This is a genomic window from Anaerostipes hominis (ex Lee et al. 2021), from assembly GCF_002270485.1.
Taxonomy (GTDB): domain Bacteria; phylum Bacillota; class Clostridia; order Lachnospirales; family Lachnospiraceae; genus Anaerostipes; species Anaerostipes hominis.
On the sequence record NZ_NQOG01000002.1, the window covers coordinates 211,715 to 236,074 of the forward strand.

The window sequence follows — 24,360 nt, forward strand, 5'->3', positions numbered from 1 at the left end:
ATGGGAAATACAATTATCGAAAAGATTATTAAAAGAAATACAGGGGCCCCGACAGTCTCCCCGGGACAGATCGTGACAGTCAATGTGGACCGCGTGATGATCCATGATATTTTTATCCCGTTTGTTGCAGAAAAGTTTGAGGAGATGGGATTTACAAAGCTGTGGGATTCGGACAGGGTGGTTTTGATTTATGATCATCTGGTTCCGGCCAGTGCGGTGGAAGATATCCGGCATTTTAAGATTGGTGATGCGTTTGTAAAGAAATACGGACTGAAAAACATTCACAGAAACGATGGGATCTGCCATCAGCTCATGACAGAGTGCGGGTATGCCAAACCAGGAGACATTGTATTCGGAACTGACTCTCATACGACCACTTACGGATGCGTTGGCTGCTTTTCGTCAGGCATCGGGTACACGGAGATGGCTTCGATCTTAGGGACCGGAGAGATGTGGGTCAGAGTACCGGAAACGATCAAGGTTGTCATCGACGGCAAACTTCCGGACAATGTATCTTCGAAAGATATTATCCTCAGACTGATCGGAGACCTCGGGGCCGACGGGGCTACTTACAAGGCTCTGGAGTTTTCCGGGAGCACAGTGGAAGAGATGAGTGTGGCTTCCAGGATGACAATTTCCAATATGGCCATCGAGGCTGGGGCAAAGGCGGCTTTGTTTGCGCCGGATGAGAAGACAGCAGAGTATTCTGAAGTAGAGTTTTCCGATGTGGATTGGATTTACGGAGATGAGGATGCCGAGTATTGCAGGACGGTTGTCTATAAGGCAGAGGAGCTGGTTCCAGTGGTCGCATGTCCGTCTCAGGTGGATAAGATCAAACCAGTATCTGAGGTTGGAGGTACAGAACTTGACCAGGTATTCATCGGTTCCTGTACCAACGGAAGATTGGAAGATTTGAAAGCAGCGGCAGAAATCCTCGATGGGAAAAAGGTTGCTGATTTTGTGAAGCTGATCGTGACCCCTGCCAGCAGGAAAATTTATATGGAGGCATCTAAAGCCGGCTATCTGAAAATTCTTGCTGAGGCAGGAGCCATTATCACCCAGCCGGGATGCGGGCTTTGCTGTGGAAGAGCTGGGGGAATCCTCACCGACGGGGAGAAGATTCTAGCCACCAATAACAGAAATTTTCTTGGAAGAATGGGAACATCGAAGGTTGAGATTTATCTCGGGTCACCGAAGACGGCTGCGGCATCTGCTGTGGCTGGGAAGATTGTGGCGGCTGAGTAGAAAGCTCATTTGATATTAAAATAAAAGTTAAAACTTGTTCGAAATACGTTATGAAAGAAGTATTTCGAGCAAGTTTTTTATTGTTTAAAAACAAATTATAAAAATAGTTATTGACAAATAATTCTACATAGTATAATATAACTATATAGATAGTGAATAACAAAAATTTGATAAGGAGGAAGATATGAGGAAAATCAACTGTTTATTTTTAAGTTTGGTAATGATTTTTACAATTCAAGGGCATGTTTATGCATCGCCCAATGCTAGTACGACAAACGAAAATGACAAAACATTGGCAGTAATAACAAATCTAGAATCAGGAGAGAAAACTGTAGTTATTCCAAAAAGAATTTGTTCAACAACTTTACAACAGAAATCAAAACAAGGGGAGATAGAAAAGAGTTATGAGGTGGTAATTGAGATACCTAACACAGAGGCTACTACTTTAGCAAGTGATAGTATTAGTAAAACTGCAACCAAAAAAGAGGTTAAAGTTACAGGAAAATTTAACTATACAACCCAATATCCAGATAAAGTAAAGGTGTCTAGCTGTTCAGGATCATGGAAACCCAAACTGCAGGGAGTATATGTAACAAATCGTGAAGTAGTTCTTCATGGCGGAGATGGACAACATATGAAAAAAAGACCTAGTAAAAATTCTTTTAGTTATAATACTAAATGGGGATATAAGCCTTATGTACCTCAATCCAGTTTATCAGGAACAGGCATGATTATGAACGCAGTAGGCAGAGTTGGTGGAATGAATTCAAAAGCTCAGATTGAATTAAAAATTAGTGGGAGCGATATTTTAGACAATCTAAAGTAATCCATAAGAGGAGAACAAATTTTGAACAAAAAACTAAATAAAATTTCAGCTATATTATGTGGTTTGTTTCTTCCGGTGCTGCTAACTTTGGCTATTCCTTTCCTTAAGATATTGTTTTTGAGCCAACATTATTATACCGGATATCTGGATGGAGATGCTATATATTATCTCGTAAAAGATTTTGTGACCAATGGAATATGGGCAATTGGAGTGCTTATTTATATTTTGTGGGTTATCAGGGATAAAACGAAGCTAACCATTATTTCAAATATTTTTATCATAATCTGTGCATTGTGTGGATGCTATATTGTATTGATCAGAAGTAGCTTGCTGTATTTTGCAAAATACATAGACACTAGTACTTATACATTAGAATCAATTTTAATTATAATAGCATGTAGTTTACTGATCCGTAAGATTTACTTGTATTTAAGACATTCATAGAGAGATTCAACAATGATATTATAACTCCTGCAAAGACAGAAGGAATACAAAATCCTGTCTTTACAGGAGCTTTTTTGTATAAAAAGATCAATAGATAAGCAACCCAACAATTCCCGTAAACACAATTACAAATACAGGAGGCTTTTTAAACTTTCTCAGTAGAAGTACAGCGGTCCCGAATAAAATGGCCGCAGGAAGCTGAAAAGATGAAAGGACGACATGCTCATCCGTACCAAACAGGGTAAGCAGCAAGATGGAAAAAGCAGCGGAAAGTACAAGCCCTGAGGAAGATGCCTTCAGACCGTCCAGTACAGCGGACATATAGGATGAATCACTTTTCTTCTGGAAAAACCGGTATAGAAGGATGGAGATGGTAAATCCTGAGATCACACATCCTACGGTTGCCACCACTGCGCCGGGGATTCCGGCTACGCGGATACCCACGAAGGAGGAAGTGTTGACTGCAATAGGACCGGGCGTCATCTGTGAGATCGTAATGATATCGGTAAAATCCTGACTGGTAAGCCAATGCTTTGCCAGTACGACCTGTTCTTTGATCATCGGGAGGATCGCATAGCCTCCGCCGATGCTGAACAGGCCGATTTTAAAGAATGTACTGAACAAACGGACCAGATTTAAGAGCATGTCTGACACCTCCTTTTTTTATGGAGCCATACTTTAAACAGGCAAAGCACAGAACATAAGATTAAAATCAGCATGGCATTGATGTGGAAGACGAGGTTGGATAAAAAAGCAGCAGGAACCATGAGGGTAAGAAAAAGAGACTTCTTTTTCAGAATTATGCGGCACATATCTGTGATATAGTCAACGATCAGTGCCGCCGCTCCTGCCTGCATGCCAAGGAGAACGGCGGATACGATGTGACTGCTCCTGAAAGCCTGATATCCTGCGGAAATTATGGAAAGCAGGATCAGCGGCGGCAGGATGGCCGCGATACAGCTTATGACTGCTCCTTTTAATCTGGCTATCCTGTATCCTGTGAGAGCCGAAAGATTAATCGCGATGGCTCCAGGAGAAGACTGGGCAATTGCTGCGATATCAAAAAGCTCCTTCTCGGATAAAACATGACGGTTTGTCACAAAATGTTTTTTTAACATGGGAACGACCACATAGCCGCCGCCAAAAGTAAAAGCACTGACAATCAAATTGACACGGAACAGCCAGGCATATTGTTTTAGTATATCTTTATTCATAACGGATTTCCCCTTTTTTTAACAGTATACGTTTTTTCGAAACATAAAGAAAATTATATTATTTTATATATAACATGTTAAAATAGTAATGATAGGAGGGAAAGCCATGACGATAAGGCGTTTATATATTTTTAAAACAGTATGCGAGGAAGGAAGTGTCACCGGGGCTGCGAAGAAGCTCTATATGACCCAGCCGGCAGTATCACATGTGATCCATGAACTGGAAGAAGAACTTGGCACTGTGCTGTTTGACCGTATATCAAAGAAAGTATTTTTAAACCAGACGGGCAAATTATTATTAAAAAAGACAGTCCGCATCCTGGAGCTTTATGAGGATCTGGAAAAAGGAGTGTATGACTTGGAGAACCAGGCTGTACTCCGTGTAGGGGCCAGCATAACCATATCAAGCTTCTGGCTGCCCGGGGCTATGAAACGATTTCAGGATACATATCCCGGAACGCCGGTCAGTGTTCAGGTATGCAAGGCTTCGGATGTCCTTTCCATGCTCCACAATAATGAGATCGATCTGGCGCTGATCGAGGGCGCTGTCTCAGACAGTACGCTGGACAGCACGGTCTTTTCTTCGTTTCGTCTGTTTGCTTTTTGTTCTCCGGACCATCCATGGGCAAACGTTAAGGACATTGAACTTGAAAGACTTCTGGAACAGCCGCTTCTGCTTCGTGAAAAGGGAAGTGCGACCAGGGACGTGCTGGATAGCGTACTTCTTTTACATGATCTGAGGGCCGATCCTTTTTGGACCAGTGTAAACTCTCAGGTATTGATTCGTGCGGCAGAGGAAGGGCTCGGAATCACCGTGCTGCCGGAACGCCTTGCGGCAGAGGAAGTCTCAAAAGGAAAATTAAAGAAAATAGAAATCAGGGGCATAGAACTCAAGAATGAGAATCATATCGTTGTCCATAAGGATAAATACCGGACAGGGCCTATGAAAGAATTCATCAATATTTTGCTTGAGGGAAATGAAAATATAAGTGATTTGTGATACAATGGAAAATATTTGACACAAGGGGATGAAAAATTATGACAGAATTATTGATATCGGCATTTATTAAGAATAAGGATGATTTAAAAAACCATAAAGTCCGTCAGGCCTATGGCACAATGGGAGGAGCAGTGGGTATATTCTGCAATATATTTCTCTTTGCAGGGAAACTGACTGCGGGGATTCTCACAGGGGCCATTTCCATCACCGCAGATGCCTTCAATAACCTTTCTGACGCGGCATCTTCCATCATCACACTGGTTGGTTTCCACATGGCAGGGCGTCCGGCGGACAAGAATCACCCGTTCGGACATGGAAGAATCGAATATATTTCAGGACTCCTGGTTTCTTTGGCTATACTGTTAATGGGATTTGAATTATTAAAATCTTCTGTTAATAAAATCTTCAGCCCGGAAGACATTATGTTCCGTCCGGTGTCCATAGGGATTCTTATTGTATCCATTCTGGTGAAATTCTGGATGTCAGCTTTCAATAAAAAGGTCGGAAATCTGATCGACTCAGAGGCCATGAAGGCCACAGCCACAGACAGCTTAAGCGACTGTATCGCTACAACGGCAGTTCTGGGCGGGATGCTGATTTTCAGGTTTGCCGGGATCAACGTGGACGGATATGTAGGTATTTTAGTGGCCGGATTTGTTATGTGGGCCGGATTCGGAGCGGCAAAGGATACTCTCTCGCCTCTGCTTGGAACCGCTCCCGATGTGGAACTGGTGGAGAACATACAAAATGAGGTTTTAAATAATGAGCTGATCGTAGGGGTGCATGATATCATCGTACATGACTACGGCCCGGGCCGGCGGATGATCTCTCTTCACGCCGAGGTGCCGTACAATGTTGATATTTTGGAGGCACATGACGTGATTGACAACATTGAATATCATCTGATGCATAAGTTTAATTGTGACGCCACCATTCATATGGATCCGGTTGTCACGGATGATGAGGAGACAAACGAGGCAAGAATGATGGTGGAAAAGATCGTAAAAGAATGCGGAACCGAACTGTCTATCCATGATTTCAGAATGGTAGAGGGAAAAACGCACAACAACTTGATCTTTGACCTGGTGGTGCCCTATGAATGTGACCAGGAAGTGGGGGATATTACGACTTATATCAGAAAGGAGATCAGAAGGCACCGGGAAAATTACTTTGCAGTGATCAAAGTGGACCGGAGTTATATCTGAACAATGAAAGATGAAGGAACAGCTGACCAATGACATGAGTGTAGGAAATCCCGCAAAGAAGTTATTTTTCTTTGCGGTTCCCATTGTGCTGGGCAATTTATTTCAGCAGCTTTATAATATTATTGATTCTATGGTAGTGGGAAGATTCGTCGGTGCACAGGCACTTGCCGCCGTCGGAGCATCGACGGCCATTGTTTTTTTATTTGTAGCAGTTGCGACCGGTTCCAGCATCGGTTATTCTGTTGTCATTTCTCAGCTGTTCGGGGCAAAGGATCAGGACCGGATGATGACGGCGATCTATACGGCCTTAATTTCCACATTTGTGTTGGGACTGATTTTAATGATTATCGGTGTGGCCGGTACAGGAGGAATCCTCGTATTGATGAGGACACCGGCGGATATTTACCGGGATGCCGCCAATTATCTGAGAATCTATATGTTCGGCCTTGTGTTTTTATTTATGTATAATACTTTAAATGCGGTTTATAATGCACTTGGCGCGTCAAAAATTCCTCTTTATTTTCTGGCAGGCTCTTCAATTTTGAATATTGTGCTGGATTTGTATTTTGTGATCCGGCTTCAGATGGGAGTGACCGGGGTTGCATGGGCAACTCTGATCGCACAGGGGCTGGCGGCAGTCATTTCGTTTATCAATCTGCTGTTCCGTCTTAAGAAGATAGAGACAGAAAAAAAGCCGGTTTTATTTGACCGAAAGATCCTTGTCCAGATGGGACGGATTGCAGTACCGTCTATGGTGCAGCAGTCTATCGTCTCGTTCGGCATGGTGTTTGTACAAAGTCTTGTCAACAGTTTCGGATCTGTGGTGCTTGCAGGATATACGGCGGCTACGAAGATTGACTCGATTGCGATCATGCCGATGGTAAATGTGGGGAATGCAGTGTCTACGTTTACGGCGCAGAATATCGGGGCGAAAAAACCGGAACGGATCAGAGAAGGGCTGAGAGCGGGAAGGCTCATGGCAGCAGGCATCGCGGCTGTCATTACGGGAATTCTGTTTTTTAAGGGGGATGTGCTGGTTGCCCAGTTTGTGGATGAGACGTCCAATGCCGGAGTCATTGCCATAGGTGTGGATTATTTAAGGGTCGTATCTGTGTTTTATGCACTGATGGGACTTATGAATGTGGTAAATGCGGTTCTCCGTGGATCAGGAGATGTGGGTGTATTTATGGCGGGCACCCTCTGCAATTTCGGATGCAGGGTAATATTTGCTTATATCCTGGCTCATTTTCTGGGAGCGTCCGGAATCTGGTGGTCTATCCCGATCGGATGGGCTGCGGCATTTACGATCGGAACCTTGAGATATCGAAGCGGCAAGTGGAAGGAAAAAGGAATTGTGGAGCGGGAGAAAGATTGTAAAGAGACGGGGGAAAGTATATAATGATGACAAAGATAAAGATTTACCGGGAAAATTATGAGCATTTGCCCAAGCGTTTTGTTGATAAAATTGAATCGGATCTTGACTATTTGATAAAAGCTGATATTCCCGGTTTAAAAGGAGTGTACTTATTCGGCAGCTGTGCGCGGGGAAATATCCGAAATGGCAGTGATATAGACCTGCTTATATTTACAGAACAAAAATTGGAAGACAGGGCATTGGCGGCGGATATCAGATGGACCTTAGATGATGAGATATCCGGTATATCCACGGATGTAGTCTATACCAACGAGGAGTCCATAAAGGAAAATACTATTTTTAAGAGAATATTGAACAGAGATAAAAAGTTAATACTGGAGGTGATGAAATGATTAAAAATAACTACCTGGACATTGCAAAAAATGACTTGGAGTATCTTGAATCTATCCTCGCTGTGGGGAGTACTTTCTATAATCAGCTTGCAGTACAGTGTCAGCAGGTAACAGAGAAATTTCTGAAAGGCTACCTGGAATTGTGCTTTTTAGATGAAGATGTTTCGGACTTATTAAGAAAGCATAATATGAAAAAGATTGCAGTCAGAATGAATCAGTGGAAGCCGGATTTAAAGCTGGATACAGTGGGTCTGGCCTATTTGACAGATTTTTATTATGATGCCAGATATCCCGGCGACGATTTTTATACAGTGACGAAAGAAGAATTTGATAAATGTAAGAAAATTATGTACGATACTATTTCAAAACTGAAAGAGATTCCAATTAAAAATTTTTAAATGGCGTGAGGTGAATTATATGCCGATTGTGTTAAAAGCTTATCAAGAGATTTCAAACAAACAGGCGATCGCAAATGCCATTTCTAATGCGGTCTCTCATCTGTTGTCTGATCCTTCCGGCGAGCGGCTGGCCAATGATTATGTTCTGACACTGACGGAGGGGGAACTTCTGATTGAACAGATCGGATATTTAAAGGGAAGTTCAGACCCGGAGATAAAAGAAATGAAGAGACTCAAACGAAGCCAGATCCGCAGGCTGGAATTGGAGGAATTTTCGAATAAGGAATAAGATGAAAGAATCAAAAAGGAGCAGATATACGCATATCTGCTCCTTTTTCTAATATTATATTACCATAAAATGACGAATTTTTCAAGACTTGTGATCCTAAAGCGGCGGCAGTAGAGGAACTAAGAGTCATTGAAGCGTGCAGCGAGAAGACAGATGGGAGATTTGGGCTGAGTCTGTCAAAAGAACAGGCGAGAGAATTGATCGCGGGGAGGAATGAAAGTCTAAAAAAAGAAAGCAGTTCTGTCACCTATGAGACGGCACAGATGCTGATGGAGGCAGTTATATATTGTATCGGCCTGTGCGAAGAATCTTACGGAGGAGCGCTGCGGTCCAAAAGGGGCCTTCGTGCGGAGGAGGCGTACAGCATTGGGTATGAAAAGGTAATAGAAAAAACATATGAGGCAAAGGCTGTCTATGATCGTCTGGCCATGGATTTTGAAGATTATGGATGCGTCAATTACAGGGATACAATAGTCAGCGGCATGCCGCAGTTTTTTCTGCGCTATGATGCCAGATTCTGTCCTCAGGATCATATCCTGACACTGGATTATCCAACGATGAACAGGTATGGGAAGAAAAGCGGGATAAGGCTTATTTATGAATATTTATGTGGCGCAGAGTGAGAACAGAGACTTTTAAGATGTTTCGACAGCCGCATCATCACAGCTCTCCTAAGGCATGTGGAAAGAAAGCAGGACGTTGATTATATGGAAAATATATGTTCTCTGGTCCTGCTCCAATCTCTCGGATGTCTGATTTCAAAAAAACAGCTTACGGATTTAACCTTGACGGGAACAGATACAGAAGAGGTACGGAAATATTTTTCAGGTGACCCGGCAGAAACGATAGAGGATAAATTACAGGAAATGATCGGGTTTATCGTACAAAGGGCCGGAATGGAGCCTTGGAAACAATATTTTCAAAGAGAGGGGAAAGAATTCGCTGTTCGGATTTATAATGCCATCAAATATGACGCACTGGATGCATTATTTTATGTTTGATTGTATTTTTCAGGACACTTTTTATGACTGTCTGCATATATTAGCAAAAGAAAGTTGATTTGAGGAATTTTATGGCAGGCGTAATTTTGGATGCCGGGCACGGCGGTTATGACAATGGTGCCCAGTTTAATGGAAGAAGGGAAAAAGACGATACATTAAGACTGACTCTGGCAGTGGGTCAGGCGCTGAGAGATAAGGGAGTCCCGGTACAGTATACGAGACAGACCGATGTCTATCAGTCTCCGATTGAGAAGGCCAGAATCGGAAATGAGAGCGGGGCCGATTACTTTGTCTCTATACACAGAAACTCAAGCCCGCTTCCCAACACATACAGCGGAGTGGAGACTCTGGTTTACAACGACAGCGGTATTAAGGCCGAGATGGCCAGGAATGTAAACCGCAGATTAAGCGAGGTTGGATTTAATGACCTGGGAGTCAAGGAGCGGCCGGGACTTGCGGTTCTCAGACGGACGAATATCCCTGCAATATTGATCGAGGCTGGCTTCATCAATACGGTAAAAGATAATGAGCTTTTCGATTCAAGATTTAACGACATTGCAAATGCCATTGCAGACGGGATTGTTGACACGATTGGATCAGGACAACAGGAGCTTGGCAGCACCTACCGGGTGCAGATCGGACTGTACCGCAATTTCTCCAATGCGCAGTACGCGCTGAATGAAGCGCTGGCTCAGGGCTTTGACGGAGATATCGTGTATGAGGAGCCATATTATGCCGTACAGCTTGGAGAATTCAGAACGCTGGATGAAGCAGTCCAATTGGAAAATGAGCTGAAGCAGCGAGGCTATGATACCCTGGTGGTCAAAAAATAAGGAGGCTGTGATTTGTTTTATGTGAGATCAACGGATGGAATAAAGATTGCAGTCTATGACTACAATCCCTTTGGGGAGGAGACTGTCGTTTTAATTCACGGATGGCCTTTATCCCATCTGATGTATGAATACCAGACGGAACTTTTATGTAGGCAGGGTTACCGGGTGGTGACACTGGATCTGAGAGGCTTTGGAAATTCTGACGCCCCGGCCTTCGGCTATTCATATGATCAAATGTCCCAGGATATCTATCAGGTGATCAGAAGACTGAAACTTAAGAATTTTACTCTTACAGGTTTTTCAATGGGCGGCGCGATTGTCCTTAGATATATGAGAAAATTTAAAGGGTTTGGAGTTAAAAAACTGATTCTTTTGGCAGCCGCAGCTCCATCATGGACAAAAAGAAGAGACTTTCCGTATGGACTGACAAGAGAATATGTCAATGAACTGATCGAACTGGCGGAAACTGACAGGCCTCAGCTCTGCTTTAATTTCAGTCATGAGCAGCTGTTTGCAGGTCCTCAGTCTGAACCGGCAGTGAATTGGTTTGAACAGATCGCACTTTCCGCTTCTGGACTTGGAACGGTCCGGGCTGCAGTTTCCCTGAGAGATGAAGACGGAAGAGAGGACTTGCAGGCCGTCCATGTGCCGACATGGATCATTCACGGGAAAAAGGATGTAGTGGTGTCGAATGATCTGGTGAGGATACAGCATGATGAAATCTGCGGTTCCAAGCTGATTCAGCTGGACGAAAGCGGACACGGCATTGTGTACGATCAGCTGGAGTTATTTAATAAGTACTTTTTAAAAGCTGTCAGAGCATAAATGAAAAGCAGCAAAAGAAGAGAAGAATCGGAACGGCTGCGGGACCACAGTTTAATCGGGCGGTCTCGCAGCCGTTTATGTATCTGTGTTCAGAGCGAAAACAGATGGGTTGCAATATTAAAATATATCAAGATGGAGCAGGTGTCTACCAGGGTGGTGATCAGGGGAGCCGCCATGATGGCCGGGTCCAGACCGATCTTTTTTGCCAGCAGAGGCAGAGTCTGAAATGCATTCTCATATTTGGTGATAATGGCTCCGGTAATGGTGGCGGACAGCATAAGGAAAAGCAGCCATAAGATTCTGTGTTTGGCGTGGCTGATGACAGAGGTGCCGAAATAGGATTCCTCATTGGGCTGCATAGCCGCCATGATGGACATATCTTCTTCCACCTCATCCTGCCAGACTTCCATGGCATCGTCGAAGGTTACAATGCCTACCATGCAGTGTTCAAAGTCTACTACAGGGATTGCCAGGAGGCCGTATCTATGGAACAGCTTGCTGACATTTTCTTTGTCCTCGTGAGTGTTCACATAGATCAGATTGGTCTCCATGATATCCTTTATGAGCACATGGCTTTCGCTGAGCAAAAGGCTTTTAGCTGTCACAATCCCGATGAGCCGTTTTTGTTCGATCGCATAGCATGTATAAATGGTCTCCTGATCAATGCCTACCCGCTTGATCTTTTTCAGCGCCTGCTCCACAGTCATTTCTTTTTTCAAATCCACATACTCCACCGTCATGATGCTCCCGGCACTGTCTTCCGGATAGTTTAAGAGACGGTTGATGGTCTGGCGTGTTTCTTTGTCAGTCACATCTAAAATCTGCTCAACAACGTTGGCAGGCATTTCTTCAATGATATCGACCGTATCATCCATATACATGTCGTCGAACAGTTCTTTGATCTCGGTCCGGGTAAAGGCATTGATCAAGGTCTCCTGCATGGAAGAGGACATTTCGGTAAATACTTCCGCTGCCTTTTCTTTTTGGATTAAACGAAATAAAATTGTGTATTCTTTTTCGGTGAAATTTTCCAGCAATGATGCCAGATCGACGTTATTCATAGAATTGAGCATAACTTTTAAAACAGGATATTCCCGCCGTAAAAGCAAAGCTTTGATATTTTTTTCTCTCATGTTTCTTTCTCCTTTTATATAGAAATTTGAAGATTAAAACATGAATAAAAAACCCTTCCCTGTATTTATGAAATAATGTGAAGGAGGTTTGGATTTTTCATTCATGCTGTATTGACTTCGGGGCGAATCCATACTCTCACATCCTTTCTTTTTTACAGTTTACAGGTTTCAACGCTTTTATCAGAATACCTTTAAGCAAAGAACATGTCAAGGAAATCAGAATGAGACAATCTTTCATTCCATATAAATAGTACATAGAAGATGAACAGGGGATGGACAGAGTGAATAAGAAAAATCTGATCACGGGTTTTATCTGCATTGTTGTTTTAGGGCTGTCATTGCTCGGCGGGGGCAATGCAGCCCTTTCTGTCTGGAATCAAAATGTGAGGATCTTAAATCCTGCAGAGAATAAGGAACTTCCGATTTACTGTGTGGATACAAAAAAGAAGGAAATCAGCCTCACCTTTGATACAGCGTGGGGAAATGAGGACATCAACCAGGTTCTCAAAATCTTAAAAAAAGAAAATGTGAAAGCAACCTTCTTTTTTTCCGGCGACTGGGTACAGCGGTTTCCTGTGGATGTAAAGAAGATTGCCAAAGCAGGCCATGACATTGGCAACCATGGGGATAACCACAAATATATGACCAGATTGTCTTCTGATGAGCAGAAAAAAGAGATTCTGGGGGCTCACAGCAAAGTCCAGGCCGTGACAGGAGAGCAGATGGAACTTTTCCGGCCTCCCTACGGAGACTATGATGAAAATGTGGTAAAAACGGCCAGACAGTTAAACTATGAAGTCATTCAGTGGTCCGTAGACAGCCTGGACTGGAAGGACATTTCCAGGCAGGACATCATTGACCGTGTCTGCGATAACAAAAAGCTGGAAAACGGTGCAATCATCCTGATGCACACTGGAACTGTCTACACGAAACAGGCCCTTCCGGTAATCATAAGACGGTTAAAGTCCGAGGGATATACCTTTGTGCCGGTCTCCAAGATGATCCTGACCAAAAACTTTTATATAGACCCGGAGGGCAAACAGCGCAGAAAATAAATTTTTATACCAATTTTATGCGAAATATGATAACATCTAGGTATCGCAGAAACACTGTGAAATACAAGATTAGAAGGTGACTTAGATGATATTTCGGTTTGATATGAACGATCTGAACCGGGTCAAAAATTTTAAAGTCGGTAAGATGAAAAAGAAAACGGCGGCAGTGGGAATCCTCATTGCATTGATTTTAGTGGGACTGTACTATTATGTGGCGCTGCCTGCAATTAATTTTCAGGAGACCGGCATATGGATGGTTCTAATCGCAGTTTTAGGAGTGCTGACGGCGTGGGCCGCATTGAGGGGGATGGGACAGAAGACGAAACTGTTTTCGCTGTTTTCTGCTCTGCTGGTCCTTGTAATTGTCGGTTTTCTTGGAGGGATGATTCTTTCAAGCCAGCTGGTATCCTCTAAAAAATATGCAGGCAGGCTGAAGATAGAAAATAAGAAATTTGAGACAGACATGAAAGAGACGGAAAAGATCACAGATATCGCCCTGATGGACACGGAAGGGGCAAGGATCATCGGCGACCGCGCCATTGGCTCTCTGTCCGATGTGGTCAGCCAGTATGAGGTCAGTGACGACTACACCCAGATTGATTATAACGGGCAGCCGATGAAAGTGGCACCTCTTAATTACGCCAGCTTCATCCGGTATATGACAAACCGCAAAGCAGGGATTCCGGGTTATGTACAGGTAGATCCTATCAGCAATGAGGCAAAGTATGTAAAGCTCAAAAAGCCGATGCAGTATTCTACATCCGCATACTTTTCCAGGAACCTTCAAAGACATCTGAGATTCCAGTATCCCACAGCAATTTTCCAGGGCTACTATTTTGAGATCGACAATAAAGGAAATCCCTATTATATCTGTCCGGTGCTGAAGGCAAACGCAGGATTTTTCGGGGCTAAAGATGTCAAAGGAGCCGTGATCAGTGATCCGGTCACCGGGAAGAGCACATACTATGACGCAAAAAATATTCCGAGATGGGTGGATCATGTATATGACGGCAGGCTGCTCCTCCAAAAATATAATTGGAAAGGACTCCTCTCCAACGGCTATATTAACAGTGTATTCGGCAAGAAGGGCTGTAAGATCGCAACTGACGACTACGGATACAGGGCCATAGACGGAGACATCTGGGCTTATACCGGTGTCACATCCGTAAATGGAGATCAGTCTAATATCGCATTTGTTCTTATGAACATGAGAACTTCCGAATCCAAATACTACACGGTTTCCGGAGCCAATGAGCAGTCGGCCATGAAAGCGGCCGAGGGGCAGGTACAGAACCTCAGGTATTCTGCGGCATTTCCGGCTCTGATCAATGTAAACGGAGAGCCGACGTATGTCATGATTCTGAAGGATAAAGGCGGGCTTGTGAAGATGTTTGCCATGGTCAATGTAAGAAAGTATAACATTGTGGCAACTTCTCCCACTCAAAATGGAGTCCAGAAGGAATATAAGAGACTTCTAAAGGAGCAGGGGATTATCTCTGCCAAAGAAGCTGCCACGGCAGAGTCAATGAAGACAAAGGAGATCACGATCAAAAAGGTTGATTTTATACCGATCGAAGGCAATACTTACGTGTATATCACCGACAAGGAAGGCAATGTCTATAAAGAAGAATTTTCAAAAAATGAAGGTGCGATCAGATGGAATGCCGGGGATAAGATCAAGATTTCCTACGAAGAAGACGAGAGCGGCATTTATCAGATAACACAATAGCTGGCGGCTTTGTATTTGACAAAATACAAAAAAGTACTTGATTTTTAGAAAGAATCATTGTATCTTATACCTAGCGAAGTAATGACAAAGGCGTCAAACGATTCGAGGATTGTTTGGCGTCTATTTTTTTAATCTGTCACAGGTTTCCGGCAGGTTAAATTCTTATAATTTGAAGTCCAAATCAGGAAAGGAAGAAATATCTTATGAGCGAAAAAAGAAGTGTGTCAGAAATGTTCGGATGTAACGTGTTTAACGACAGTGTTATGCGGGAGAGGCTTCCGAAGGCAGTTTACAAAGACCTTAAGAAGACGATCGAAGAGGGAACAGAATTAAACCCTGCCATCGCAGACGTAGTTGCCAACGAGATGAAGGAATGGGCTCTTGAAAAAGGTGCAACCCACTTCACCCACTGGTTCCAGCCGATGACCGGTGTGACGGCGGAGAAGCACGATGCTTTTATCGCTCCGACGGAAAACGGAAAAGTGCTCCTGGAATTTTCCGGAAAGGAGCTGATTAAGGGTGAGCCGGATGCTTCTTCCTTCCCGTCAGGAGGACTGAGGGCAACATTTGAGGCCAGAGGATACACTGCGTGGGACTGTACTTCACCTGCTTTTATTAAAGAGACACCGGATTCTACGATTCTCTGTATCCCTACGGCATTTTGTTCCTATACCGGAGAAGCGCTGGACAAAAAGACTCCTCTTTTGAGATCTATGCAGGCGCTGGATATCCAGGCTACAAGGCTTTTACACCTGCTTGGAAAGAAGAATGTAAAAAATGTCAATACCTCTGTGGGACCGGAACAGGAATACTTCCTTGTAGACAAAGAAAAATATCTGCAGAGAAAAGACCTGATCTTTACAGGACGGACATTGTTCGGGGCAATGCCTCCGAAAGGACAGGAGATGGATGACCACTATTTCGGAATCATCCGTGAGAGGATCGGAAAGTTCATGAAAGAGCTCAATGAGGAGAGCTGGAAACTGGGCATCACAGCAAAGACCCAGCACAATGAGGTGGCTCCTGCCCAGCACGAACTGGCGCCGATCTATGCAAGCAATAATATAGCGACGGACCACAATCAGCTTCTGATGGAAACGATGCGGCGTGTGGCAGAACGCCAGGGATTGAAATGCCTTCTCCACGAAAAGCCGTTCCAGGGAATCAACGGTTCCGGGAAACATAATAACTGGTCCATCGTGACAAATACAGGAAAGAATCTTTTGGAACCGGGCGATACCCCGCATGACAATCAGCAGTTCCTTCTGATTCTGTCAGCCATTATCAAGGCTGTAGATGAGCATGCAGATCTGCTCCGTATGGCCGCATCTACACCTGGAAATGACCACCGCCTGGGAGCCAATGAGGCACCTCCTGCCATCATTTCTATCTTCCTCGGAGAGCAGCTTGAGGACGTGGTAAAACAGCTGGTCACAAGAGGAGAGGCTACCAGATCCAAACACGGGGATAAGCTCGCATCAGGCGTACATACCCTTCCGGACTTTGAAAAAGATGCCACGGACCGTAACAGGACATCCCCGTTTGCGTTTACCGGAAACAAATTTGAGTTCCGCATGGTTGGCTCTACCCAGTCTATCTCTGACCCGAATGTGGTGCTGAATACTATCGTTGCAGATGCACTCTCAGAGGTCTGCGATGAATTGGAGAAGGTAGACGGAGATCTGCAGGATGTGATGATGGAAGCCCATGAGCTGACGAAAAAGATGCTTACAGATCATCAGAGAGTCATATTTAACGGAGACGGATACTCTGAAGCGTGGGTAAAGGAAGCAGAGAGAAGAGGCCTTCCGAACATCAGGTCCATGGTTGAGGCAATTCCGGCTTTGATCACGGAAAAATCAGTCAAGATGTTTGAAAAGTTCGGTGTATTTACGAAGGCAGAGCTGGAATCCCGTGTAGAAATCCTGTTTGAACAGTATGCTCAGACGATCAATATCGAAGCGTTGGCAACGCTGGATATTGCTAAAAAACAGATCGTTCCTGCTGTGATGAAATATCAGAAGACGCTGGCCGATTCAGTCGCTGTTTTAAAGGCTACAGGAATGGATACGGGTGTACAGGAATCCCTGCTCGGCGAAATCACAGAGAATCTGAAGAAATTATACACGGCAATCGGTATTCTGGATAGTGAAACTGTCAAAGCACAGTCCATCGGAGAAGTAAACGAACAGGCACGTTTCTATCACGATGTAGTGTTCGGATGCATGAATGCTGTCCGTGAACCGGCGGATAAGCTTGAAATGCTTGTGGCGAAAGAAGACTGGCCGATGCCAAGCTACGGAGATCTGATCTTTGAAGTTTAAATATTAAAATAAAAATCCCGCGGACGGAATTGGGGACATCTCACACCTCAAACACGTCTGCAGGATTTTTTTAATTATCTATAAAATGCCAGCATAGTTTTTTTGCTTCCTCACATCCTATATTTGAAAGCGAGGGAGCGAGTTTATGAAACGAAAAACCTATTTTGCAGTTGTGTGCGCATTATTTTTTATCGGTTTCATCCTGCGGTATGCGGCGGATCATTCTGACGGACTTTTTATAGCGAGCCAGAAAGAAGGAGAAGGCGGACTGATGGCCGGCAGCAAGATTACAAATAAAAAGGTATATCTGACATTTGATGACGGGCCGTCTGAAAATACCGATGAGATCCTGGATATTCTGAAAAAGAACAAGGTGAAAGCGACGTTCTTCGTAGTGGGAAAGAAGACGGAGAAGGCCAGGAAGCAGTATCAAAGGATCGTACTTGAAGGACATACCCTGGCAATGCATTCTTACAGCCATAACTATGACCAGATTTATTCTTCCGTAGAAGCCTTCGGAAAGGACATCAAGAAGCTGCAGGAGATGCTGTATGAGATAACAGATGTAAAGCCCACCATATACCGTTTTCCGGGTGGAAGCAGTAATTCCTGTGCCGGAGATATCAAACCTTATATTCAGTATATCGACAAAGAAGGGCTTTTATACTTTGACTGGAATGCGTTAAGCGGAGATGCAGTGAATTTTAACCTGAGTCCTGAAAGGCTGAACCAGAATATTTTAGCAGATGTAAAAAAACAAAAGGTCAGCATTGTACTGATGCATGACCTGGCGGAGGCAGAAAACACGGTAAAAAGTTTGGACTCTCTGATCAAGACTTTGAAAAAAGAGGGCTATCAGATTCTGCCGATTACAAAATATACGCAGCAGATACACCATGTGTCCGTTGACAAATAAATGCAGGTAATTTAGAATGAGTATCAAGTGTGGAAAATGGACCGGAGGCGTCGGGCCTCTGGTCCATCTGACGCGATAATGTACATAATGGGGTTAAAAAATGAACATAATTGAAGTAGTGATGATAGGTGTGGGCCTTTCCATGGATGCGTTTGCTGTGTCTATAGGAAAAGGTCTCAATATGGGAAAGATCCGGAAAAATGAAATGTTTTGGATCGCTTTGTTTTTCGGGGGATTCCAGGCTCTGATGCCAGTGGCAGGATACCTGGCAGGCAAGCAGTTTGCGGGAAAGATCATGCAGATTGATCATTGGATCGCATTTTTCCTGCTGGTGATGATCGGCTTCAATATGGTAAAAGAAGGGATATCCGATGATGAAGAGGAAACACAGGACTGCGGATTTTCTTTCCGGGAGCTTTTTATTTTGGCGGTCGCGACCAGCATCGATGCACTGGCGGTAGGAGTCACGTTTTCATTTTTGAGCGTCAATCTTTTAGAAGCTGTAACGGTCATAGGGAGTGTTACCTTTGCCATATCACTGGCAGGAGTTGCCATCGGAAGCAGATTTGGGGACAAACTGAAAGAAAAAGCAGAGATTATGGGAGGGTTGATTTTAATCATCCTCGGATGTAAAATTTTAATACAGCATTTATTTTTTTGAGAAAAGAGGAACACTTATGAATTTATTGCCACACATAGCCTTTTTAGCGGCAGGCTTTATTCTGCTGATGAAGGGCGCGGATTATTTTGTAGAAGGGGCATCTATGATTGCTGCAAAGTTTGGAATTCCGCAGATCGTGATCGGGCTTACGATCGTCGCCTGCGGGACCAGCGCTCCTGAGGCGGCAGTGAGTATTTCGGCAGCGTTTAAAGGAAATGTTGGAATCACCGTCGGAAACATTCTTGGAAGCAATATCATGAATATTCTGCTGATTCTCGGGCTTACCGCAGTGGTCAGTGCAGTTGCCATCAAAGAAGGAACCGTAAAGGTGGAAATGCCCTTTGTAATTGTTATCACTGTAGTCCTCACAGCTATGGGAATCGCCGGAGGCAGTCTTTCACGCCTGGACGGAGTGATACTATGGGTGCTGTTTATCGGTTTTTTTGTATATCTGTTTAGGCTGACAAAAAAAGAAGGCATTGAAGAAGAGATAGAACAAGTGAATGCGTCCCTGCTCAAAATGCTTGTTTTTACGATCGGCGGGCTGATTGCCATCGTACTGGGAAGCGATGTGACAGTAGATGCGGCGACTTCGATAGCCAAGGCCCTGAATGTCTCTGACCGGATCATTGGCCTGACAGTTGTGGCATTCGGCACTTCTCTGCCGGAGCTGGTCACCTCAGTTACAGCGGCATTTAAAGGAAAAGCAGACATTGCAGTGGGAAATATTGTGGGAAGCAATATCTTTAATATCTTGTTTGTCGTAGGGACCGTGGCGGTCATTCATCCGGTTCCGTTTGATACAAGCTTTATTCCGGATGCACTGGCTGCGATTTTATCAGCGGCGGTTTTGTGGATTCTGTCTTCAAAAGACCGGAAGCTTGCCAGAGGCAGCGGGTTTGTGATGCTTGTATTATTTGCAGTTTATCTGGCACAATTACTCATAAGATAAGGAGAATACCATGATCATTAAATCAGTTAATCTGGAAACGGTCTGTGGGATCACCAGCAAACTTCCGGACAATGAGTTTCCGGAAGTAGCATTTGCAGGCAAGTCCAATGTGGGCAAGTCCTCCCTCATCAACGCACTGATGAACCGGAAGTCATATGCAAGGGTTTCCGCTCAGCCGGGGAAAACTCAGACCATTAATTATTATAATATCAACGAAGAACTGTACTATGTAGATCTGCCCGGATATGGATATGCAAAGGTCACGGAGTCGGTAAAAGAGCAGTGGGGTGCGATGATTGAACGGTACCTTCACACGTCAAAGCAGCTGAAGCTGGTGTTCCTTCTCATCGATATCAGACACAAGCCGTCAAAGAATGATGTGATGATGTATGACTGGATCGTACATAACGGCTATCATCCGGTCATTATTGCTACAAAGAGCGACAAGCTCAAACGGAGCCAGCTTCCTAAGCATGTAAAGGAGATCCGTCAGGAACTCAGGCTCAATAAGGAGACGCCGGTCTTTCCGTTTTCTTCGCTCTCAAAGCAGGGAAGAGATGAAATATGGGACTTTATTGAACAAGTGCTTCTTCCGGAACAGGAACATCATGTTTCAGATGAATGAATATAAAAAGGACCGGTTCTGTTTAAGAATCGGTCTTTTTTTCTGCCTCCTGGCTCTGGTCCTGAAAAAGCAGGCGGTTGATCAGATAAGCATAAATATCCGAGTGATTAGACTTCCAGTGATCGCAGATATAGATGGCCTGCTCTCTGGATACTACGTTTAAGTTGACTTCCAGCAGCATGCTGTCTTTTTCTTTGATCCTGAGCCTTACGGTATATTCATCGCGTTTTGCAGGGAAATAGTCGGCTTCCAGATTGGTTTCCTCTCTCAGCTGGTATTCTTTGGTCGCCAAAAATGTTAGAATGTCATTTCGTATAGGCTCGGAGAGCTGGTATTCAAACATATCAATCGCTTCTTTCCCCTCTTCTGTCAGAAAATAATGGCTTGCGTTTCTTACCAGTTCTGTCCGCAGCATGTCTTCGTCTTCCAGTTCGTGAAAAGCCTGCTGGAGTTTAAAATAGGTCGTATACCCTTTGTCCAGAATAAACTCCGAGATCTGTGAGTTGCTCAGCGGAAAATCCACTTTTTTTATTAAAAATAAAATCATTAATTTATATAAAGTCAGACCGTTTTCTTCCATACAATCCTTCCTTTCCTTATGAAACATGCACTTCTTAAATGATACCATCTGGATACCTTTCCTGCAAGAACAGAATCCATGAATGAAATTGAAAAAAAGACAGATACTACAACTAATTTATCTCATAAGAATGAAGAGGTGATATTTATGAAGCAAAGAAAACAGTGGATGGTGATCGCATTGATCATTCTCCTTGCAGTCTTATCCGTGATTCTTTTCTGTGACACGAATCAGGAGCAGAGAAAAGATGGGACGTTAGTTTTGGAAAGGATGGAACATCATGACCGTATATATCAAAGCGGAAGACAGTGTATGTATTCATAATCCGGATGTAAAGATAAAAGATGTGGCATCCATTTACTGTACCGACAAAGACATGGAACAAAAGGTGAAGGAAGCAAAGCTTTTTCATTTTAAAAAGCGCGGAAACGAACGGGAGATTATTTCCATCTTAAAAGCAGTGGAAGTGATCAAAGAAATCGACAAAACTGCAGAAGTGGTCAATATGGGCCCGGAAGATTTTATCGTATATTTAAAAGAAGTGACAAAGGAAAAGAAATGGGCCCACTACTTAAAGATTGCAGGTGTATGCCTGGTCGCATTTTTCGGAGCCAGTTTCTCGATCATGAGCTATAACACGGATGTGGCTATTGACGATTTGTTTGCAACCGTATATCAGCTGGTCATGGGAACGCCGCCAAAAGGACCGACGATTCTTCATCTGGCCTATACAGCGGGACTTGCGATAGGAATCGTAATCTTCTTTAATCATGCGGGAAAAATCAAGCTTACCGATGATCCGACCCCGTTTGAAGTCCAGATGAGACTTTACGAGCGGGATGTAAATGACACGCTGATGATCGACGCCGGACGGAAAAAGGAGGAGCAGGATGTTTCTTCGTAACTTACTCCTTGTGATATACGGCTTGTCCGCAGGAGCACTCATCGCGGGAAGCTTCCTGGCATTCTTAAGCATGATTGGAGTTGTGCCTAGACTCGCAGGCCTTTCCAAAACGATATCACATGCCATGTTGTATGAAACATGCATTACCCTGGGCGGAGTCCTGGGAACAGCAGTTTTTATCTACCGGTGGCACATACCGCTGGGATATCCGCTGCTGATCTTATTTGGACTGTTCGGAGGAATCTTCACTGGCTGCCTCATTGGAGCACTGGCCGAAATGCTCAAAAGCCTGCCGGTCTTCTCAAGAAGAATGAAACTGAGGGACGGAATACCATTCGTCATCTATTCCATAGCCCTGGGTAAAATAGCAGGCTGCTGGATGCAATTTTTGCGTTAGCAACGAGCCACAGAAAGTGCAGATAATAATATATTTAGATAAGAGAACAATCTCCATGCGAATACTGCCGGAATATAAATTTTAACCAGGGTTTTCTGCGGCGACTGCCGCAGAAACGGATGAGCAAAAAAGCTCATCCGTATAAACTTATTACTTGTGACATAAATACTTACACAAACGAAAGGAGCTTATTCTGTCATGCACAATGAACCGACAAAAGATCAATATAACGAATATGTAGAACAGGTAACGCCGGCAAGCAGCTGTCTTATGAACTGTGTCCGTGCATTTTTTGTGGGAGGAGCGATCTGTACGATCGGAGAAGGGATCAAACAGGCAGTGATGCACTGGCTGCATCTGGGAGAGAAAGATGCTCTCCTGGCTGTCACAGTAACCCTTGTACTTTTAAGCGTACTTCTCACAGGATTTAATCTGTATTCAAAGATCACAAAATTCGGAGGAGCGGGAGGACTGGTTCCGATCACTGGATTTGCAAATTCTGTAGCCTCTCCGGCTATCGAGTATCAAAAAGAGGGGCAGGTGTTCGGGATCGGAGTTAAAATCTTTACCATCGCCGGTCCGGTCATTCTGTACGGAATCTTATCCTCCTTTATTTTGGGAGTTATTTATATGATATTAGTCCGATTGGGGGTTATGTGATGAAAGTTATGAAGGGAAAGCAGAGTCTGGAATTCGAACATCCGCCTTATCTCAAAGGCTGGTCCTCCGTAGTTGGGGAAAAAGAAGGAGAAGGGCCTCTCGGACAGGCATTTGACCAGATCATCGACGATCCGCTGTTCGGCGAGGAGACATGGGAGCTGGCAGAAGGAAGATTCATGCGGCAGGCAGCCCTGCTTGCGATACAAAAAGCAGAGATCACAAAAAATCAGGTACGCTATGCATTTGCCGGAGATCTCTTGGAGCAGATCATGGCGACATCCTTCGGGATCAAGGACCTGGAGCTCCCTCTCTTTGGCCTGTACGGAGCATGTTCTACCGCAGGAGAATCCATATCTCTTGCGTCTATGACGGTGGCAGCGGGATATGCAGACTATGCATTGGCCCTTGCCTCCAGTCATATCGGAAGTGCGGAAAAGCAGTTCCGTTTCCCATTGGAATACGGGAGCCAGAGGCCTCTGTCCTCCACATGGACCGTGACCGGAGCCGGGGGATTCGTAATCTCCAAAGAAAAAAGTCCGATCAAAGTCCGGGGCATCACAACCGGTAAAATCGTAGATTACGGCGTGAAAGATTCGATGAACATGGGAGCCTGCATGGCGCCTGCGGCTGCAGAAGTCATTTATCAGCACTTTAATGATTTTGCCATGACACCGGATGACTACGATGCGATCTATACCGGCGATCTGGGAGAGGTGGGAAAAGAAATTCTCATTAAACTTCTGAAGGACAATGGTTATGATATTTCTAAAGTACACGGAGACTGCGGTATCGAAGTTTATCAGGATGAGACTCAGGATACCCACGCAGGGGGATCGGGATGTGCGTGCAGTGCCGTAGTCCTGTCCTCTATGATCACAAGAAAGATGATAAACGGCGGATGGAACAGAGTCTTGTTTGTACCTACTGGAGCTTTGCTATCAAAGACGAGCTTCAATGAAGGTGAGACAGTGCCGGGTATTGCGCACGGAGTTTTGTTGGAAAGAGAGGAAGTATAGATGGAATATGTAAAAGCATTTATTGTCGGAGGCGTTATCTGTATTCTTGTACAAATTTTAATGGACAATACCAAGCTCCAGCCGGGAAGGATCATGGTTATACTGGTTATTTCAGGAGCAGTGCTCGGAGCACTTGGAATCTATGAAAAAATAGCTGATTTTGCTGGCTGCGGTGCAACGGTACCCCTCTCGGGATTTGGCTTTACTCTGTGGAAAGGAATGAAAGAAGCCATCGACCAGCACGGATTCCTCGGACTGTTTGAAGGCGGATTTACAGCTGCAGCCGTGGGAACATCCGCAGCTCTGATCTTCTCCTATCTGGCGTCCCTGATTTTCCAGCCAAAGATAAAAAAATAGCCGT

Annotated in this window: 27 protein-coding genes and 1 pseudogene; 24 read left to right on the plus strand and 4 right to left on the minus strand. The window is 44.2% G+C overall.

The window, feature by feature from the left end; translation table 11 throughout:
* Together CI597_RS03500 and CI597_RS03505 are read left to right on the plus strand one after the other, a co-directional pair.
* A complete protein-coding gene (locus tag CI597_RS03500; protein WP_024728116.1) occupies positions 1-1,245 on the plus strand; it encodes a 3-isopropylmalate dehydratase large subunit in 1,245 nt (414 codons plus the stop codon).
* Positions 1,246-1,429: 184 nt separating this feature from the next.
* The gene (locus CI597_RS03505; protein ID WP_024728115.1) at positions 1,430-2,071 is read left to right on the plus strand and encodes a hypothetical protein; all 642 of its coding nucleotides are present in this window, start codon (positions 1,430-1,432) and stop codon (positions 2,069-2,071) included.
* 531 nt (positions 2,072-2,602) lie between these two features.
* Here CI597_RS03505 and CI597_RS03515 read toward each other — a convergent pair.
* Together CI597_RS03515 and CI597_RS03520 are read right to left on the minus strand one after the other, a co-directional pair.
* Positions 2,603-3,160, minus strand: a complete 558-nt coding sequence (locus CI597_RS03515) for a chromate transporter (protein WP_024728113.1) — start codon at positions 3,158-3,160, stop codon at positions 2,603-2,605.
* A complete protein-coding gene (locus tag CI597_RS03520) occupies positions 3,151-3,729 on the minus strand; it encodes a chromate transporter (RefSeq protein WP_024728112.1) in 579 nt (192 codons plus the stop codon). Before CI597_RS03520 ends, CI597_RS03515 begins: the two co-directional genes overlap by 10 nt.
* A 106-nt stretch (positions 3,730-3,835) precedes the next feature.
* Here CI597_RS03520 and CI597_RS03525 point away from each other — a divergent pair, with 106 nt between their 5' ends.
* From CI597_RS03525 to CI597_RS03565, 9 genes and pseudogenes are all read left to right on the plus strand, one after another.
* A complete protein-coding gene (locus tag CI597_RS03525) occupies positions 3,836-4,729 on the plus strand; it encodes a LysR family transcriptional regulator (protein ID WP_024728111.1) in 894 nt (297 codons plus the stop codon).
* 38 nt (positions 4,730-4,767) lie between these two features.
* A complete protein-coding gene (locus tag CI597_RS03530) occupies positions 4,768-5,934 on the plus strand; it encodes a cation diffusion facilitator family transporter (RefSeq protein ID WP_024728110.1) in 1,167 nt (388 codons plus the stop codon).
* A 10-nt stretch (positions 5,935-5,944) separates the two neighbouring features.
* Positions 5,945-7,333, plus strand: coding sequence for an MATE family efflux transporter (locus tag CI597_RS03535; protein WP_034549638.1), 1,389 nt, complete (start codon positions 5,945-5,947; stop codon positions 7,331-7,333).
* A complete protein-coding gene (locus CI597_RS03540) occupies positions 7,333-7,701 on the plus strand; it encodes a nucleotidyltransferase domain-containing protein (protein ID WP_024728108.1) in 369 nt (122 codons plus the stop codon). Before CI597_RS03535 ends, CI597_RS03540 begins: the two co-directional genes overlap by 1 nt.
* Positions 7,698-8,099, plus strand: coding sequence for a HEPN domain-containing protein (locus CI597_RS03545; RefSeq protein WP_024728107.1), 402 nt, complete (start codon positions 7,698-7,700; stop codon positions 8,097-8,099). The genes CI597_RS03540 and CI597_RS03545 overlap by 4 nt, the downstream gene beginning before the upstream one ends.
* Before the next feature lie 19 nt (positions 8,100-8,118).
* On the plus strand, positions 8,119-8,388 hold the full coding sequence (locus CI597_RS03550) for a hypothetical protein (RefSeq protein WP_235824533.1): 270 nt from the start codon (positions 8,119-8,121) through the stop codon (positions 8,386-8,388).
* Between the two features lie 197 nt (positions 8,389-8,585).
* Positions 8,586-9,389, plus strand: a pseudogene (locus tag CI597_RS03555) (DUF6179 domain-containing protein).
* Positions 9,390-9,460: 71 nt separating this feature from the next.
* Positions 9,461-10,222, plus strand: a complete 762-nt coding sequence (locus CI597_RS03560; RefSeq protein ID WP_024728106.1) for an N-acetylmuramoyl-L-alanine amidase — start codon at positions 9,461-9,463, stop codon at positions 10,220-10,222.
* A 21-nt stretch (positions 10,223-10,243) separates the two neighbouring features.
* A complete protein-coding gene (locus CI597_RS03565) occupies positions 10,244-11,047 on the plus strand; it encodes an alpha/beta fold hydrolase (RefSeq protein ID WP_081723872.1) in 804 nt (267 codons plus the stop codon).
* A gap of 89 nt (positions 11,048-11,136) precedes the next feature.
* Here the strand turns inward: CI597_RS03565 and mgtE are convergent, their stop codons facing one another.
* A complete protein-coding gene (gene mgtE, locus CI597_RS03570; RefSeq protein WP_024728104.1) occupies positions 11,137-12,180 on the minus strand; it encodes a magnesium transporter in 1,044 nt (347 codons plus the stop codon).
* Between the two features lie 272 nt (positions 12,181-12,452).
* Here mgtE and CI597_RS03575 point away from each other — a divergent pair, with 272 nt between their 5' ends.
* The 7 genes from CI597_RS03575 (at position 12,453) to yihA (ending at position 20,442) form a co-directional block, all read left to right on the plus strand.
* On the plus strand, positions 12,453-13,235 hold the full coding sequence (locus CI597_RS03575) for a polysaccharide deacetylase family protein (protein WP_095142878.1): 783 nt from the start codon (positions 12,453-12,455) through the stop codon (positions 13,233-13,235).
* A gap of 85 nt (positions 13,236-13,320) precedes the next feature.
* A complete protein-coding gene (locus CI597_RS03580; protein WP_034549632.1) occupies positions 13,321-14,964 on the plus strand; it encodes a hypothetical protein in 1,644 nt (547 codons plus the stop codon).
* A 203-nt stretch (positions 14,965-15,167) separates the two neighbouring features.
* The gene (locus tag CI597_RS03585; RefSeq protein WP_024728059.1) at positions 15,168-17,288 is read left to right on the plus strand and encodes a glutamine synthetase III; all 2,121 of its coding nucleotides are present in this window, start codon (positions 15,168-15,170) and stop codon (positions 17,286-17,288) included.
* A gap of 145 nt (positions 17,289-17,433) precedes the next feature.
* Positions 17,434-18,204 (plus strand): polysaccharide deacetylase family protein, encoded by a 771-nt coding sequence (locus CI597_RS03590; protein ID WP_024728058.1) that lies wholly within the window; start codon positions 17,434-17,436, stop codon positions 18,202-18,204.
* Positions 18,205-18,304: 100 nt separating this feature from the next.
* The gene (locus tag CI597_RS03595) at positions 18,305-18,865 is read left to right on the plus strand and encodes a manganese efflux pump MntP family protein (RefSeq protein WP_006568826.1); all 561 of its coding nucleotides are present in this window, start codon (positions 18,305-18,307) and stop codon (positions 18,863-18,865) included.
* Positions 18,866-18,881: 16 nt separating this feature from the next.
* Positions 18,882-19,817 carry a calcium/sodium antiporter gene (locus tag CI597_RS03600; RefSeq protein ID WP_009288779.1) on the plus strand — a complete coding sequence of 312 codons (936 nt, stop codon included), beginning with the start codon at positions 18,882-18,884 and terminating at the stop codon, positions 19,815-19,817.
* A 10-nt stretch (positions 19,818-19,827) separates the two neighbouring features.
* Positions 19,828-20,442 carry a ribosome biogenesis GTP-binding protein YihA/YsxC gene (gene yihA / locus CI597_RS03605; protein ID WP_009288778.1) on the plus strand — a complete coding sequence of 205 codons (615 nt, stop codon included), beginning with the start codon at positions 19,828-19,830 and terminating at the stop codon, positions 20,440-20,442.
* Between the two features lie 22 nt (positions 20,443-20,464).
* Here yihA and CI597_RS03610 read toward each other — a convergent pair whose 3' ends face one another.
* Complete coding sequence (locus CI597_RS03610; protein ID WP_009288777.1) at positions 20,465-21,022, minus strand: DUF4364 family protein; 558 nt, start codon at positions 21,020-21,022, stop codon at positions 20,465-20,467.
* A gap of 147 nt (positions 21,023-21,169) precedes the next feature.
* On the opposite strand from CI597_RS03610, the gene CI597_RS03615 reads away from it, so the two are divergent.
* From CI597_RS03615 to spoVAE, 6 genes are all read left to right on the plus strand, one after another.
* Positions 21,170-21,346 carry a hypothetical protein gene (locus CI597_RS03615; protein WP_022260861.1) on the plus strand — a complete coding sequence of 59 codons (177 nt, stop codon included), beginning with the start codon at positions 21,170-21,172 and terminating at the stop codon, positions 21,344-21,346.
* The gene (locus CI597_RS03620; RefSeq protein WP_024728057.1) at positions 21,303-21,926 is read left to right on the plus strand and encodes a stage V sporulation protein AA; all 624 of its coding nucleotides are present in this window, start codon (positions 21,303-21,305) and stop codon (positions 21,924-21,926) included. Before CI597_RS03615 ends, CI597_RS03620 begins: the two co-directional genes overlap by 44 nt.
* Complete coding sequence (locus tag CI597_RS03625) at positions 21,913-22,323, plus strand: stage V sporulation protein AB (protein ID WP_024728056.1); 411 nt, start codon at positions 21,913-21,915, stop codon at positions 22,321-22,323. Before CI597_RS03620 ends, CI597_RS03625 begins: the two co-directional genes overlap by 14 nt.
* A gap of 198 nt (positions 22,324-22,521) precedes the next feature.
* Complete coding sequence (gene spoVAC / locus CI597_RS03630) at positions 22,522-22,983, plus strand: stage V sporulation protein AC (RefSeq protein ID WP_024728055.1); 462 nt, start codon at positions 22,522-22,524, stop codon at positions 22,981-22,983.
* Positions 22,983-23,999 (plus strand): stage V sporulation protein AD, encoded by a 1,017-nt coding sequence (gene spoVAD, locus CI597_RS03635; protein ID WP_024728054.1) that lies wholly within the window; start codon positions 22,983-22,985, stop codon positions 23,997-23,999. The genes spoVAC and spoVAD overlap by 1 nt, the downstream gene beginning before the upstream one ends.
* On the plus strand, positions 24,000-24,356 hold the full coding sequence (spoVAE, locus tag CI597_RS03640; RefSeq protein ID WP_024728053.1) for a stage V sporulation protein AE: 357 nt from the start codon (positions 24,000-24,002) through the stop codon (positions 24,354-24,356). It begins immediately after the preceding gene.
* The last annotated feature ends 4 nt before the right edge of the window (positions 24,357-24,360 follow it).